This is a genomic window from Butyrivibrio sp. AE3003 (genome assembly GCF_000686065.1).
GTDB classification, from domain to species: Bacteria; Bacillota; Clostridia; order Lachnospirales; family Lachnospiraceae; genus Butyrivibrio; species Butyrivibrio hungatei_A.
Genome location: NZ_JMLX01000001.1, coordinates 1772784 through 1785576, shown reverse-complemented (window position 1 = coordinate 1785576; position 12793 = coordinate 1772784). Strand labels below are relative to the sequence as shown.

The following is a 12793-nucleotide window of genomic DNA, read 5'->3' as shown; positions in this document are numbered from 1 at the left end:
CGGAGAAGGAAATGTCTATAATTCTCGACCATGTAAATTATATATATGATGAAGATACCGCGATGGCGCATGCGGCGCTGACGGACGTGAATATAAAGATTGATGCGGGCGAATTTATCGGACTTATAGGGCACACCGGGTCCGGAAAATCAACGCTGATCCAGCATATGAACGGTCTTGTTAAGCCTACGAGCGGTACGGTATATTTTGACGGAAAAGATATCAGCGATCCCGAGTTTGACAGGAAAGCACTCAGAGCAAAGGTGGGACTTGTTTTCCAGTATCCCGAGCACCAGCTTTTTGAAACGGATTGCTTTAAGGATGTTTGTTTTGGACCAAAGAACCTTGGTTTGTCTCAGAAGGAAGTGGAACTTAGAGCTTATGAGGCACTTAAACAGGTTGGCTTTGACGATGACTATTTTTACCAGTCACCGTTTGACCTTTCGGGCGGACAAAAGAGAAGAGTCGCAATAGCCGGCGTTCTTGCAATGAAGCCTGAGATCCTTATCCTTGACGAGCCTACTGCGGGACTTGATCCCAAGGGAAGAGAGGATATCCTCAATCTTGTGAAGAAGCTTCATGATGAAGTCGGCATAACTATCATACTTGTAAGTCACAGCATGGACGATGTTGCGGATTATGTGGACAGAATAATAGTTATGAATAAGGGAAGAGTAGCATTTGACGATGTTCCCAAGGAAGTTTTCAGACACAGACAGGAACTTGAGGCTATAGGTCTTGCGGCTCCGCAGGTTACGTATGTTATGCAGGAGCTTAAGACGGCCGGATTTGATGTTGACATAGATGTCACAACGCTTGACGAAGCAAAAAACGAGATATTGAGAGCTTTTTCAAAATAAAAGATATGTAAGGCAAAAAGATGCTTAGAGATATTACATTAGGACAATATTACAGAACTGAATCCATAATACACAGACTGGACCCAAGAGTTAAGATAGTCGGCACGTTTGTTTTCCTTATTGCCATTTTTATGGTAAATAACGCATTGGGATATGTTATCGCGGGACTTTTTCTTGCTATGAACATCAAGCTGTCGAATGTGCCGGTTAAATTTATCTTCAGGGGAATGAAATCTATTTTTTTCCTGCTGATGATATCGGTGCTGTTTAATTTGTTTCTGACTCCCGGAGATCCGATAATTACAATTTGGAAGATAAAGATCACGGATGAGGGCCTTAAACTTGCCGTAAAGATGGCGATAAGACTGGTGTTCCTTATTACAGGTTCATCGCTTATGACGCTTACGACAACGCCAAACAACTTGACTGACGGACTTGAGAGTTTACTTAATCCGCTTAAGCTTGTGCATGTTCCGGTGCATGAAATATCAATGATGATGTCGATCGCGCTTAGATTTATCCCTATTTTGCTCGAGGAGACCGATAAGATCATGAAGGCTCAGATGGCAAGATGCGCGGATTTTGAGACCGGCTCGATCATTAAAAGGGCAAAAAACATGGTACCGCTTTTAGTGCCGCTTTTTATATCGGCATTTAGAAGAGCTATGGATCTTGCGATGGCAATGGAAGCAAGGTGCTACCGCGGCGGCGAGGGCAGGACCAAGATGAAGCCGCTATTTTATCAGAAAAGAGACAGGATTGCATATATTGTGCTTGTTCTTTTCCTTATAATGTGTGTTGTGATTGGAAGAATGAAATTCTGAGAGATAATAAAGAAATGGCAAAAAAGCGCAGAATAATGCTGATAGTTTCATATGATGGCACGAATTACAGCGGATGGGCGCTTCAGAGTTCGACACCTAATACCGTTGAAGGCGTGCTGAACAGGGCAATTCATGGCCTGACCGGAGAGAAAGTTGCGGTAATAGGCGCAAGCAGGACGGATGCAGGCGTTCATGCCTACGGAAATGTCGCTGTTTTTGATACCTGCTCGACGATTCCGGGAGACAGATTCTCTTTTGCCCTGAATCATATACTTCCTGAGGATGTGCGAATTGTTGAGTCGATGGAAGTCTCACCGGAGTTTCATCCGCGTCATTGTGATACAGAGAAAACCTATGAATACAGGGTTTTGAACACCAAGATGCCTGTTCCCGTAAGGCGACTGTATACATATCATTTCAGCATGCCGTTGGATGCGGAAAAGATGCAGGAAGCAGCGAAGTATCTTGTGGGAGAACATGATTTTACGAGCTTTTGTAATGTTGAATCGCAGGCGGCAAGTCATGTGCGCACAATTAGGGATATCACGGTTAAAAGACACGGCGATGAAGTGATAATAAGTGTTACGGGCAACGGCTTTCTATATAATATGGTCCGCATAATCGCGGGTACGCTCATACTTGTAGGAAGAGGGAAAAAAGAGCCTTCGGAAGTTAAGAAAATGCTTGATAGCAAGGATCGCAAAGCAGCGGGTCCGACAGCACCGCCGGAGGGGTTATTCCTTATAAAATATAAGTTCACGGATGGCGTTCCGATCGTTGGAAATAGTGTTGACAATAAGACTAAATGCGATATATAATATCTTACTGTGTGACGTCATGTCCACTATTAGGTGAAAATGTCATATTGTTGTCCCGGTAAGCTTCAATATGTACATCATATATAATGTGAGAATCAGGTGAAGGGTTTTCACATAAGTAACCAATCAAGTAATTATTTACTGGAGGAAATACAATGAAAACTTATATGCCTAGTGCAACTACAGTTGAGAAGAAGTGGTATGTAGTTGATGCTACCGATATGACACTTGGACGTCTTGCTTCAAACGTAGCAAACGTACTTAGAGGTAAGAACAAGCCCATCTATACTCCTAACATTGATACAGGCGATTATGTGATCGTAATCAATGCTGAGAAGATCAAGGTTTCAGGTAAGAAGCTTGATCAGAAGATGTATTGGCATCACACAGAGTATGTTGGACACCACAAGGAGTTCTCACTCCGTCAGATGATCCAGGACAAGCCTGAAAGAGTTATCGAGCATGCCGTTAAGGGAATGCTTCCTAAGGGATCTCTTGGAAGAGAAATGTACACAAAGCTCCATGTATACGCAGGTGCAGAGCATCCACACGCAGCTCAGAAGCCTGAAGTATTAACATTTTAATCGGAGAGGAGAATAGTAAAAATGGCAAAGTCATCTAATTATTACGGAACAGGTAGAAGAAAGAAATCAATCGCTAGAGTATACCTTGTATCCGGAAATGGAAATATAACAATCAACAAGAGACCTATCGATGAGTATTTCGGACTTGAGACACTCAAGGTTATCGTTAGACAGCCCCTTGTTGCTACAGAGACAACTGAGAAGTTCGACGTTGTAGTAACAGTTAGAGGCGGCGGCACAACAGGCCAGGCCGGTGCTATCAGACACGGTATCGCAAGAGCACTTCTTCAGGCTGACTCAGATGAGTACAGACCTGTACTTAAGAAGGCCGGATACCTTACAAGAGACCCTCGTATGAAGGAAAGAAAGAAGTACGGTTTGAAGAAAGCTCGTCGTGCTCCTCAGTTCTCAAAGAGATAATCTTTCGAGATTCAAAAAGAACTTACAAACCTCAGAAACTCAGTGTTTCTGGGGTTTTTCTTTTATCTATAATTGTATTCAGTTGTGGTGAAACGCAGAAAATTTTGTACCGTAAACAGCGAGTAAACAGCAGGTAGACAGCAAAATTATCAAGTCTTAGATTTTATTTATTGCTTCTACCAGAGACTGGATATCAAGGTGTGTGTACACTTTCTCTGTCAGAGACATTGCTCCGGAGTGTCCTACGATTTTCTTGATCATTGTAGGATCCACATGAGCTTCTGCCAGCATTGATATGCAGGTGTGCCGAGTATCATGAGGATTGTGCTCCATCCCAAGGTTTTCTATTAGTGGTGTCCAGTAGCTGTCTTTATAGTTTCTGTAGGTGAATTTTTTGTTGTCATCTGTGTGAAGAAGGTATTCACAGTCAGAGGATTCATACCAGGCTTTGTAGAATGGTAGAACCTTATCTGCTATAGGAACCTTTCTGATACCATTTTCAGTCTTACTTAGTATCACATCGAAATACTGTTCTTCAAGATGAACATTTTTCTTTTCCAAATCCAGTAGTTCAGATATTCTACAGCCGTTGTAAATCAGCATCAGTACTGTCTGGTAGAACGGATCATCCTTGAGCTCCCATAGCCTGTCAATCTCAGCTTTTGAAAAGATATCTCTCTCAACCTTGTTTGGATTCTTGTCCTTATACTTGAGGATATCTACAAATTCGGAATAGTCCTTGTTACAGATATCGTTCTTAAGGGCATAATCGTAAAGCTGATTGAAAAGGACTTTGATCTTACGGAGTGTAGGATAATTCTTTCCGCAGGTATCAATGACATTCTGAAGCTCTGCCAGCCTTATATCTCTAAAAGTTTTATTGTAAAGGGTGCCACATACGTTATATGAGGCTGTATACCCATGCACATTGGATTTATAGATGGTAGGATACTTTGCTTCAGACCAGGCATTATATACGTCTGTGAATGTCATTTTGGCTGCTTTTGTATCAAATGGATTCTGATGATAATCTGATAGCATTTGTAAGCCTTCCTGCTTGGTTTCTGCATATCCTATGACATTGTACGTCTGCTTTTTTGTACCTTTTTCCGGATCAATAGTCCATCCGGTGGTTACTCTTACCATATAGGGTTTTCTGCGTTTTCCGGACATTTTCATTACACTTCCATATCCGTTTGGTAATTTCAAATAATATCGACCTCCTTTGATGCTCAGGTTATTTATGAAAAAGGGTATAACCCTTAATCACCTTTCTTATCTGGTAATGCTACATTTGCGTAGTATGCCAGCTCTGTTTCGAACCAGTGATTAAATCTATCTTCATTTGATAGGCCTTGTTCTAGGCTTTCTCGTTCATCTGCGTATCTTTCCAGAAAAAGGCAGAGATCTGCGTTATTATCTGCTATTTCATCGTTTCCCATGAATTTAAGGCTACAGCTCCACTCTTCAGTTTTTGGCGGGCGATTTACGTCTATATTGAAGTGAAGACCTGCTTTTTTATTTAATTCGTTTAGAACATAGAGGACATCTGAGAGAGTATCTAAAGTGATGTTCTTCTTCTGATATCCAATAAGTTCTGCCGGGGAGATATTAAGAATATTTGCGATCTCATTCAGTATACCTATTGAAGGTTCAATTTCGCCGCTTTCATATTTCTGTACGGTACGCATAGTTTTGCCTAGCCTGTTAGCCAGTTCAGTCTGACTGAGGTGCTGAGCTTTGCGGGCCTGCTTAATTCTATTTCCAATATCATATTCATTATTCATCGTACTGACCTCCTTGTGTGAATTGTAACATGTAGTAATACGAATTGCAAGAGCGTAATACGAATTAAGAATACATATTATATATTGACAAATGAATTATTAAGACGTATTATCAAAATACGAACTGACAATTCGTATTTTAGACGGGAGGAGGTGAAAAAAATATGGAAGACAAAAAGTTATATGTAGAACTGCCAAGATTTACCGGTAGAAATGTTCCTATAACCGAGGTCGCTGAGGCAATGCACAAAGATGCGCAGTTTGTAAGAATTGGGATCCAACAGGGAATATTCAAATTTGGATATGCCATGAAGAAAGAGAATTCGAGTGAATACAACTACTATTGTCCAGACAGAAAGGTGTGGGAAGAGATTGGATACTTTAGTCCAGAAGCAGTCTAAAATGAAAAAACTCTCTTGCTGGTAACAAGAGAGTAAATGAAAAGCCGGAGCTTTTGTAAATTCGATTAAATAAAGTATAGCAAGGGTTCCGGCCAAGTTCAACAAAAAAGTAAGATTGGAGGAATCTAAATGGAAACAAGCAAACCAGAATTAAAGCTTATCCAGATGTCAGATGTAGAAGCTGAAGAAGTTTCCTGGCTATGGTATCCGTTTATACCATATGGAAAGCTTACCATCATTCAGGGAGATCCCGGAGATGGAAAAACAACTTTTGTACTAAATGCAGCAGCGAAGTTATCAAAAGGAATTTCGTTAGATACAGGTCTGCAGAGTGAGGAACCAATAAACATCATATATCAGACAGCAGAAGACGGACTGGCTGATACGGTAAAGCCAAGACTTGAAGGTGCCGGGGCTGACTGCTCCAAAATCCATGTGATAGATGAGAGTGATAAATCGCTATCAATGGTAGATGAGAGAGTTGAACAGGCAATCATAAGGACTGGAGCAAAACTCTTGATTCTGGATCCACTACAGGCATATCTCGGAGGCGGAATGGATATGAATAGAGCTAATGAAGCAAGAGATATGACTAAGAAGCTGGGAGCTTTGGCGGAGAAGTACAAATGTGCAATCATCCTAATCGGACACATGAACAAGGCTTCCGGAAACAAGGCAGCCTATAGAGGGATGGGATCAATTGACTTCTACGCAGTAGCAAGAAGTGTCCTGCTGGTAGGAAGGATAGAAGGAGAACCGGAACTAAGGGCAATAGTCCAAATAAAGAACAACTTAGCAGCATTTGGACATTCAAAGGCCTTCAGATTATCAGAAAAGGGATTCGAGTGGATTGGAGATTATGAAATAACCGCAGACGAAGTTCTCGGAGGAATTGCACCGAAAGCGAATAAGCAGGAAAAGGCGATAGCTCTTCTGAGAGAATTGGCTGAAGACCATAATATGATCCCAAGTAACGAGGCAGTAGAACTGGCTAAAGAAGAGGATATATCAAAAAGAACTCTGGAGATAGCCAAAAATGAACTTGGGATAAAAGCCAGGAGAATCAACAATACCTGGTACTGGATATTAAAAGAAATCGAATGATAATCAAGAGCGCAACAATGTAATGTGCCTGAAGTTACACTCTTAAGATTGCAAGGTTGTAAAAAGACAAAGACACTGCATTGTTGCGGACTAGAAGAAAGGGACGAATGAAAAACGTACAGATATCACAGGAATTATTTATAAGGCTGATACGATTACTGGTCTTTGAGTTCGACGAAGATACTGATCTGATCAAAAAAGAACTTGAGGACAAGATGGAAAAATTAGCAAGGCACGAAATCTATTCAAAGTTCAAGACAGCACCCACAGAAGAGGAGAAGGAAAAAGCTCGTCAGGACTACCTCGATATGGTGGGAATGCACAGGGATTTTAGATGGTGATTTCCCTTGATGGATTGAACGGGAGCGTGACACGCTCCGGTAATAATCAGCCAAGGAATGAATGGCTTGGCAGGCGAGCGGAGCGAGCTTCCCCATAACGTGTCGTTATGGGTAACCCCCTATGGATAATGACATTACACATCATTATCCGGGGGCTCTCCGAGGGGCCTGCCGGCGGCAAAAAAATATTACGAAAGGAGTTTGTTTATGATAACAGTGACATTTCACATTTCATGTAAGAAGCATTCGCTCACTAAAACGCGAGATGTGGTTTCGGTGAGCAAACACAATCTTCGATTATTTCAAAGCGAAGAGTATAACGAAGAAATGATCGAAGTGGAAGTCGGGAGTGAAGTAAATGTTCTCGATGATGTAAAAGAGATTTATGAAAGGGAATTCTCTGAGGCACTTGCGGAATACAACAAAGGTAAAAGAAGTGACAGACAGATTCCTGACTATCTGGAGTATGTATCCGAAAGTAAAAAGAATGATGTGGCTACGGAGGTAATTCTCCAAGTAGGGGATAAGGAATTCTGGGCAGATAAGACGAGAGAGCAGTGGAATGCAATGAAGCCACTCTTGAGAGATCAGCTTGAATATGTAAAAGAGATAGTTCCGGAATTCAAAATCGCATCGGCGGTAACACACTTGGATGAGGATTCACCTCATATGCACGTAGTAGGAGTTCCGGTAGCAACAGGATACAAACGAGGACTAAGCAAACAGGTGGCAAAAACAAAAGTGTTTGATCAGGAGAGACTAGAAAAAATACAAGATCTAATGCACGATTTTGTAGAGCATCAGATGATAGACCACCCGGAGATCTTTGGAGATGAAACCTTAAAGCCAAAGGAAAAAGGAAGGAATAGCGACTTCTCAAAAGAATTCTACTTAAGGCTAAAGCAGCAAGAATATGAAAAGCTGGAAGATAAGTGCCAGGAGAAGGAGACACAGATTGAAGCTCTGGACGGAACGGCTAAAGAAATGAAGGAGGACATTGAAAGCACAGTTAACCAATATGTGGACTCAGTGGTAAATACAGAAATGAAAAAGGAATTCATGAGATACGCAACACTCGAAAATCCTAAGACCACACTGGGAAAACTAGTCTCGAAAGCCTTCAGAACATTCAAGGAATGGTGGGATAAGACCAAGAAGCCTGAGGTAGCTGAAAAGGCTAAAACAAGCATTTTGCAAAAGCTAAGAGAAAGCCAGACGATAGTTGATCAGAGGAAGGAGCAGCAAAGTCCAAATCTTAATAGGAATAATCTAAGACCTGAGAGATGAATAACTGATAGTGCAATAGGCAGGGGCGTGAAAACGCCCTTGTTTTATGCACATAATATTGAACAGGATGGGTATTGGATACGCTGGTTTTATGAATGACAACAGAGAGTGCAAAATCTCATGTCCGGTTCTTCTGGTTTCTGATCAGGAGAAATGCGGATGTAAGCTTCTTGAAAAGTTTGATATTACACAGCCGACTCTCTCTCATCACATGAAGATACTTGTGGATTCGGGCTTGGTTAAAGACAGGAAAGAAGGTAAGTGGCACTACTATTCAATAAACACGGACATCATGAAGGAATTCTTTGGTTTTATAAAAACTCTCTGTAATGAAACCACCGGCAAGTGCTGTAAGGGAGAACCGTAATGTGGAACTTTATTCAGACTCAGGTCTTTACCATATCCCCATTACATGTTGCATCACAAGGCTTACAACTGTTATTCCGCCCCAGCAACAGCCACCAAGCAGTATCGGCTTTCCACCGGATTTAATGAGCTTGACCACGTTGCTGTTCAGGCCTATAGCAGCCATGGCCATTATGATAAAGAACTTGCTAAGTTCTTTAAGAGGTTTAAAAATATCCGAAGGTACTCCCATTCCCAAGCAAAGTGTTGTGATAATTGAAGCAAGAACAAAGAACACTATGAACATCGGGAATGCTCTCCTGAAGCTAAAACCGTTGGTGGTGCTTCCATCCTTTTTTGCTTCCTTTGCTCTCAGATAAGCAAGAACCAGTGTAATCGGAATGATTGCTAATGTCCTTGTAAGCTTCACTGTAACTGCCTTGTCCAAAGTCTGACTACCCAGGTTCCACATGCTGTCCCAGGTTGATGCAGCTGCAGTGACGGAAGAAGTATCATTAACTGCAGATCCCGCAAAAATACCGAAAGCCTCTCCTGTTGTGATATCAAAACCTATAAGCTTTCCCAGCGAAGGAAAAAGAAGTGCTGCCAGCACGTTAAAGAAAAATATCACAGAAATTGCCTGTGCCACTTCATCATCATCCGCATCAATGACAGGAGCCGTAGCTGCTATTGCTGAGCCGCCGCATATTGATGAGCCAACTCCGATAAGAGTAGCTGTGTTTCCTTTGATATTCATAACCTTATGAAGAATCCATGATAGGATAAGCGATGTTGAAATCGTGCAGATAATTATAGGAAGTGACTGTTTTCCGGTCTGAAGAACGACCGAAAGATTCATACCAAATCCAAGGAGGACAACAGCCGCCTGCAGAATTATCTTTGATGTAAACTTTATTCCATCAGCCGCCTTCCCCTTGTCATTCCAGAACAGGGCTATTATCATGCCCAGAATGATTGCAATCACCGCTCCGCCAACGACAGGGAAACGCTTTCCCAGGAGCCATGAAGGAACTGCAATAGTGAAGCATACGATTATTCCCAAATAATTCTTTTTCAAAAAATCCATCTCAAGACCTCTCTCACTTTCTAATCTGTTATTTCGCAGGTCTTATTATATTCTGTCTTTTGAAAAAGATAAAATTATATATTATTATGTAACCATAAATATTTTTTATTGTTATGGAGAACTGATTATGCTGGATTTCAGAATAGATACTTTCCTCTGCGTTTGCAGACACCTCAATTTCACCAAGGCGGCTAAGGAGCTGAATATTACTCAGCCCGCTGTTTCTCAACACATACATCATCTTGAAAATGAATACGGGACAAAGCTGTTTACTCAGGATGGAAAAAAACTTTTTCTAACTGACAACGGAAAACTCCTGTATAAAAAAATGAATCAGATAAAAAATGATGATGAAAGTCTCAAAGAAATACTTTCACAGAATAACCATGGCTTAAAAGACATCTCTTTTGGTGTCACCATGACCATAGGAGAATACATAATTGCTGATCCGATCAGTGATTACATAAAAAATCACCCGGATACTAATCTTAAGATTACATTTGGCAACACATCGGAGCTTCTTAAAAAACTCTCCGAGGGGGTTATAGATTTTGCACTTGTAGAAGGATATTTTCCTGAAAATGATTATGAAACGCTGCTTTTTAGCAAAGAAGAGTTCGTTTCTGTCTGTTCGGCAAAGCACTCTTTCACTCAGAAACCGCGCGTGATAAAAGATCTCTTTCCCGAGCGAATTCTTATAAGAGAACCCGGTTCAGGAACGCGCAATATATTAGAAAGAGCTCTTGCCTTGAACAATTACTCTACAAGTGATTTTAGGAATTTTATCCAGGTGGAGAACATGCATGCCATAATAAGCCTTATTGAAAAAGACTGTGGCATCACCTTTTTATATAAAGCAGCGGTTGCATCCGGACTGCAGTCCGGATATCTGAAAACAATCCCCCTTGACGACTTTAGGGTAAAACATGATTTTACCTTCATCTGGCCAAAAGATACTGTTTTCAGTGAAGAGATCCGTGCAATATGTGAGGAAATCCTACCGATGGCATAAACATTTTAGTAAAATGAATAACGATAAGCATACCTATTCTTAAAAAAGCATTTAATGAGGAAGAGATGACCGCACTTGCATCATGGGACATATCAGATCTATGGGCGAACTGGCAGGGCGCATGTATCAATAGTGGAAGCATCTGGTTTAGGGATGTGGATACTGAAAAGAAAGAGTTTAAGATCGTTTCATTGTTTGATCTTAGAGAGGCTGGAGGAGAAATAACGGATTAATTAGAGCTGTGGGTACATTGTGAACCTTTGGTTTAAGTCCCGTGTGCTCCGCTAAGAAAGATATATCGGAAGATAATAACTTCAACTCTACTCTCCGTAGGTACCATCATTAGAAAAACTGATTTACAATCTATGCATGGAGGTGAGAACGAAAATGAACCAATATGTTACAGGTGCAGTTATTAAGGAATTGCGAGAAAAGAACAAGATGACACAGCTTCAGCTGGCAGAAAGGCTGGGAGTAACTGACAAAAGTATCTCAAAATGGGAAAACCTGAGAGGATTGCCGGATATTACTCTGCTGGAGCCTATAGCGAAGGCATTTAAGATTTCAGTTACAGAGCTGATATCGGGTAATACCATTCACAATGCGAATGTATCCGCAAATATGCTGCGGTCGAAGTTCTATGTTTGTCCAATCTGCGGTAATGTGATACACAGTATGGGGGAGGCGGCTATCCATTGTCACGGTATCCAGCTCATGCCTTTAGAGGCGGAACCAACAGATGAGCGTCACATGGTCTTTATCGAGCGTGTTGAAGATGAATATTATGTGCGTATCGATCACAGCATGACAAAGGAGCATTATATTTCGTTTGTGGCGGCGGCTTCATCCGATGATATGCAGATGGTGAAGCTCTATCCGGAAGGGAGCGCTGAAGCACGGTTTAAGATCAGGGGAGTCAGAAGGATATTCTTCTACTGCAACCGTGACGGCCTGTTTTTGATCGATCCGGTAAAGGGGATTGATGACAAGGAAAGCGGTTATGATGATTCTCAAGAGAGAAGAGAACTGGAAAAGGCTGCAGATATGCTGTTTGGATAGTGTGACGGAGGCCGGATTATGAAGAAATGGTTTGACGAAGAGTATGAATTTACCGTAGAGGTTGTGGGATTCCTTCGAGGGGATCATACTGAGCGATATTGCAGAAACGGAGAAGAAATCGACGATAAGTATACCTGCACATATGGCTGTCCTGTGAATCAAGATGGATACGGTATATGTTCTAAGACAATGATGATGCTTTATCCGTTGATGGAAGCAATACGGAGCGGCGGTGATTGGAGAATACATCATCTATTATCGTGGAAAAGTAGTCGGTGGCATTTATGATGACCGTTTTCTTGTGAAGCCTGTAAAGTCTGCTGTGAAAATGATGCCGGAAGTCGGTCTGGAACTTCCATACGAGGGAGCGAAGGAGATGCTCCTTGTCGATAATGTTGAGAACAAAGAGTTTCTTCGCAATCTGTTAGAGGCGATGTATGAAGAGCTACCTGCTCCAAAGAAAAAGAAGTGAGCTATAGTAAGGAAAATTTGAAGATAATCTTACAAAAGACAGACAAAGATTTAATGAGTAGAAAATAAAATAAGAGTATTATTTTTGATCGCAGTTATTAAAGTTGCCACCAGCAGCATACAGTAGCCCTGAGCTTTCTACCGTACGCAGCAGGTAAACAGCAACTCGTCCTAGAAATGCCACAAACACAGCACTTAAGGCAATGAAAAAGTTCTCAAAGAGATAATGCGCGTAGCAATGAGCCATGCGCTTGTAAAAAAGACATCCCAGATGAATGCTTGCATTCAGGCTGAGATGTCTTTTTTTGCAAGCATACGGCGAATGCCGCGACAACGAGGGATGCGAAGCATTCCGAGTCTGTCGGCATGGCGTATATATAGCGCGACAGCGCG

16 protein-coding genes and 2 pseudogenes are annotated in these 12793 nt (G+C 41.5%); 15 read left to right on the top strand and 3 right to left on the bottom strand.

Translation table 11 applies throughout. The annotated features are described in order from the left end of the window. Positions 1 to 11: 11 nt before the first annotated feature. The 5 genes from CD00_RS0108580 (at position 12) to rpsI (ending at position 3506) form a co-directional block, all read left to right on the top strand. Positions 12 to 860: an energy-coupling factor transporter ATPase gene (locus tag CD00_RS0108580; RefSeq protein ID WP_026655600.1), complete on the top strand. Its 849-nt coding sequence runs from the start codon at positions 12 to 14 to the stop codon at positions 858 to 860. Positions 861 to 880: 20 nt separating this feature from the next. Beyond that, a complete protein-coding gene (locus CD00_RS0108575; protein ID WP_026655598.1) occupies positions 881 to 1684 on the top strand; it encodes an energy-coupling factor transporter transmembrane component T family protein in 804 nt (267 codons plus the stop codon). Positions 1685 to 1698: 14 nt separating this feature from the next. Then, positions 1699 to 2502 carry a tRNA pseudouridine(38-40) synthase TruA gene (truA, locus tag CD00_RS0108570; protein WP_026655597.1) on the top strand — a complete coding sequence of 268 codons (804 nt, stop codon included), beginning with the start codon at positions 1699 to 1701 and terminating at the stop codon, positions 2500 to 2502. 155 nt (positions 2503 to 2657) lie between these two features. Next, positions 2658 to 3086: a 50S ribosomal protein L13 gene (rplM, locus tag CD00_RS0108565; RefSeq protein ID WP_026655596.1), complete on the top strand. Its 429-nt coding sequence runs from the start codon at positions 2658 to 2660 to the stop codon at positions 3084 to 3086. A 21-nt stretch (positions 3087 to 3107) separates the two neighbouring features. Further along, positions 3108 to 3506: a 30S ribosomal protein S9 gene (gene rpsI / locus CD00_RS0108560; protein ID WP_026655595.1), complete on the top strand. Its 399-nt coding sequence runs from the start codon at positions 3108 to 3110 to the stop codon at positions 3504 to 3506. Positions 3507 to 3662: 156 nt separating this feature from the next. On the opposite strand, the gene CD00_RS0108555 is transcribed toward rpsI, so the two are convergent. Both CD00_RS0108555 and CD00_RS17775 read right to left on the bottom strand, forming a co-directional pair. Then, positions 3663 to 4715 carry a tyrosine-type recombinase/integrase gene (locus CD00_RS0108555; protein WP_026655594.1) on the bottom strand — a complete coding sequence of 351 codons (1053 nt, stop codon included), beginning with the start codon at positions 4713 to 4715 and terminating at the stop codon, positions 3663 to 3665. Positions 4716 to 4768: 53 nt separating this feature from the next. Continuing rightward, positions 4769 to 5293 (bottom strand): helix-turn-helix domain-containing protein, encoded by a 525-nt coding sequence (locus CD00_RS17775; RefSeq protein WP_051594132.1) that lies wholly within the window; start codon positions 5291 to 5293, stop codon positions 4769 to 4771. A gap of 164 nt (positions 5294 to 5457) precedes the next feature. Here CD00_RS17775 and CD00_RS0108545 point away from each other — a divergent pair, with 164 nt between their 5' ends. From CD00_RS0108545 to CD00_RS17770, 5 genes are all read left to right on the top strand, one after another. Continuing rightward, complete coding sequence (locus CD00_RS0108545; RefSeq protein WP_013280038.1) at positions 5458 to 5694, top strand: hypothetical protein; 237 nt, start codon at positions 5458 to 5460, stop codon at positions 5692 to 5694. A gap of 129 nt (positions 5695 to 5823) precedes the next feature. Then, complete coding sequence (locus CD00_RS0108540) at positions 5824 to 6798, top strand: AAA family ATPase (protein ID WP_026655593.1); 975 nt, start codon at positions 5824 to 5826, stop codon at positions 6796 to 6798. A gap of 107 nt (positions 6799 to 6905) precedes the next feature. After that, on the top strand, positions 6906 to 7139 hold the full coding sequence (locus CD00_RS0108535; RefSeq protein WP_026655591.1) for a hypothetical protein: 234 nt from the start codon (positions 6906 to 6908) through the stop codon (positions 7137 to 7139). 327 nt (positions 7140 to 7466) lie between these two features. Continuing rightward, the gene (locus CD00_RS0108530) at positions 7467 to 8426 is read left to right on the top strand and encodes a plasmid recombination protein (RefSeq protein ID WP_242838945.1); all 960 of its coding nucleotides are present in this window, start codon (positions 7467 to 7469) and stop codon (positions 8424 to 8426) included. 91 nt (positions 8427 to 8517) lie between these two features. Then, positions 8518 to 8793: an ArsR/SmtB family transcription factor gene (locus CD00_RS17770; RefSeq protein ID WP_242838944.1), complete on the top strand. Its 276-nt coding sequence runs from the start codon at positions 8518 to 8520 to the stop codon at positions 8791 to 8793. Between the two features lie 27 nt (positions 8794 to 8820). Here the strand turns inward: CD00_RS17770 and CD00_RS0108520 are convergent, their stop codons facing one another. Beyond that, the gene (locus tag CD00_RS0108520; RefSeq protein WP_026506815.1) at positions 8821 to 9858 is read right to left on the bottom strand and encodes a YeiH family protein; all 1038 of its coding nucleotides are present in this window, start codon (positions 9856 to 9858) and stop codon (positions 8821 to 8823) included. A gap of 127 nt (positions 9859 to 9985) precedes the next feature. Here CD00_RS0108520 and CD00_RS0108515 point away from each other — a divergent pair, with 127 nt between their 5' ends. The 5 genes and pseudogenes from CD00_RS0108515 to CD00_RS17760 all read left to right on the top strand — a co-directional run. Further along, entirely contained in the window at positions 9986 to 10870 is an 885-nt protein-coding gene (locus CD00_RS0108515; RefSeq protein ID WP_026506816.1) for a LysR family transcriptional regulator, read from the top strand. A 65-nt stretch (positions 10871 to 10935) separates the two neighbouring features. Next, entirely contained in the window at positions 10936 to 11103 is a 168-nt protein-coding gene (locus tag CD00_RS20160) for a hypothetical protein (RefSeq protein WP_015550812.1), read from the top strand. Between the two features lie 154 nt (positions 11104 to 11257). Beyond that, the gene (locus CD00_RS17765) at positions 11258 to 11929 is read left to right on the top strand and encodes a helix-turn-helix domain-containing protein (RefSeq protein WP_081668237.1); all 672 of its coding nucleotides are present in this window, start codon (positions 11258 to 11260) and stop codon (positions 11927 to 11929) included. Positions 11930 to 11947: 18 nt separating this feature from the next. Further along, positions 11948 to 12166: pseudogene (locus tag CD00_RS19835) on the top strand (TIGR04076 family protein); the annotation flags it as partial. Further along, positions 12159 to 12401, top strand: a pseudogene (locus CD00_RS17760) (TfoX/Sxy family protein); the annotation flags it as partial. The pseudogenes CD00_RS19835 and CD00_RS17760, both read left to right, overlap by 8 nt. Between the last annotated feature and the right edge of the window lie 392 nt (positions 12402 to 12793).

What these genes read in the sequence shown, in the direction of transcription:
- CD00_RS0108580 (WP_026655600.1), top strand. Translation starts at nt 12, where the DNA reads ATGTCTATAATTCTCGACCATGTAAATTATATATATGATGAAGATACC.
- CD00_RS0108575 (WP_026655598.1), top strand. Translation starts at nt 881, where the DNA reads ATGCTTAGAGATATTACATTAGGACAATATTACAGAACTGAATCCATA.
- truA (WP_026655597.1), top strand. Translation starts at nt 1,699, where the DNA reads ATGGCAAAAAAGCGCAGAATAATGCTGATAGTTTCATATGATGGCACG.
- rplM (WP_026655596.1), top strand. Translation starts at nt 2,658, where the DNA reads ATGAAAACTTATATGCCTAGTGCAACTACAGTTGAGAAGAAGTGGTAT.
- rpsI (WP_026655595.1), top strand. Translation starts at nt 3,108, where the DNA reads ATGGCAAAGTCATCTAATTATTACGGAACAGGTAGAAGAAAGAAATCA.
- CD00_RS17775 (WP_051594132.1), bottom strand. Translation starts at nt 5,293, where the DNA reads ATGAATAATGAATATGATATTGGAAATAGAATTAAGCAGGCCCGCAAA.
- CD00_RS0108545 (WP_013280038.1), top strand. Translation starts at nt 5,458, where the DNA reads ATGGAAGACAAAAAGTTATATGTAGAACTGCCAAGATTTACCGGTAGA.
- CD00_RS0108540 (WP_026655593.1), top strand. Translation starts at nt 5,824, where the DNA reads ATGGAAACAAGCAAACCAGAATTAAAGCTTATCCAGATGTCAGATGTA.
- CD00_RS0108535 (WP_026655591.1), top strand. Translation starts at nt 6,906, where the DNA reads ATGAAAAACGTACAGATATCACAGGAATTATTTATAAGGCTGATACGA.
- CD00_RS0108530 (WP_242838945.1), top strand. Translation starts at nt 7,467, where the DNA reads ATGATCGAAGTGGAAGTCGGGAGTGAAGTAAATGTTCTCGATGATGTA.
- CD00_RS17770 (WP_242838944.1), top strand. Translation starts at nt 8,518, where the DNA reads ATGAATGACAACAGAGAGTGCAAAATCTCATGTCCGGTTCTTCTGGTT.
- CD00_RS0108520 (WP_026506815.1), bottom strand. Translation starts at nt 9,858, where the DNA reads ATGGATTTTTTGAAAAAGAATTATTTGGGAATAATCGTATGCTTCACT.
- CD00_RS0108515 (WP_026506816.1), top strand. Translation starts at nt 9,986, where the DNA reads ATGCTGGATTTCAGAATAGATACTTTCCTCTGCGTTTGCAGACACCTC.
- CD00_RS20160 (WP_015550812.1), top strand. Translation starts at nt 10,936, where the DNA reads ATGACCGCACTTGCATCATGGGACATATCAGATCTATGGGCGAACTGG.
- CD00_RS17765 (WP_081668237.1), top strand. Translation starts at nt 11,258, where the DNA reads ATGAACCAATATGTTACAGGTGCAGTTATTAAGGAATTGCGAGAAAAG.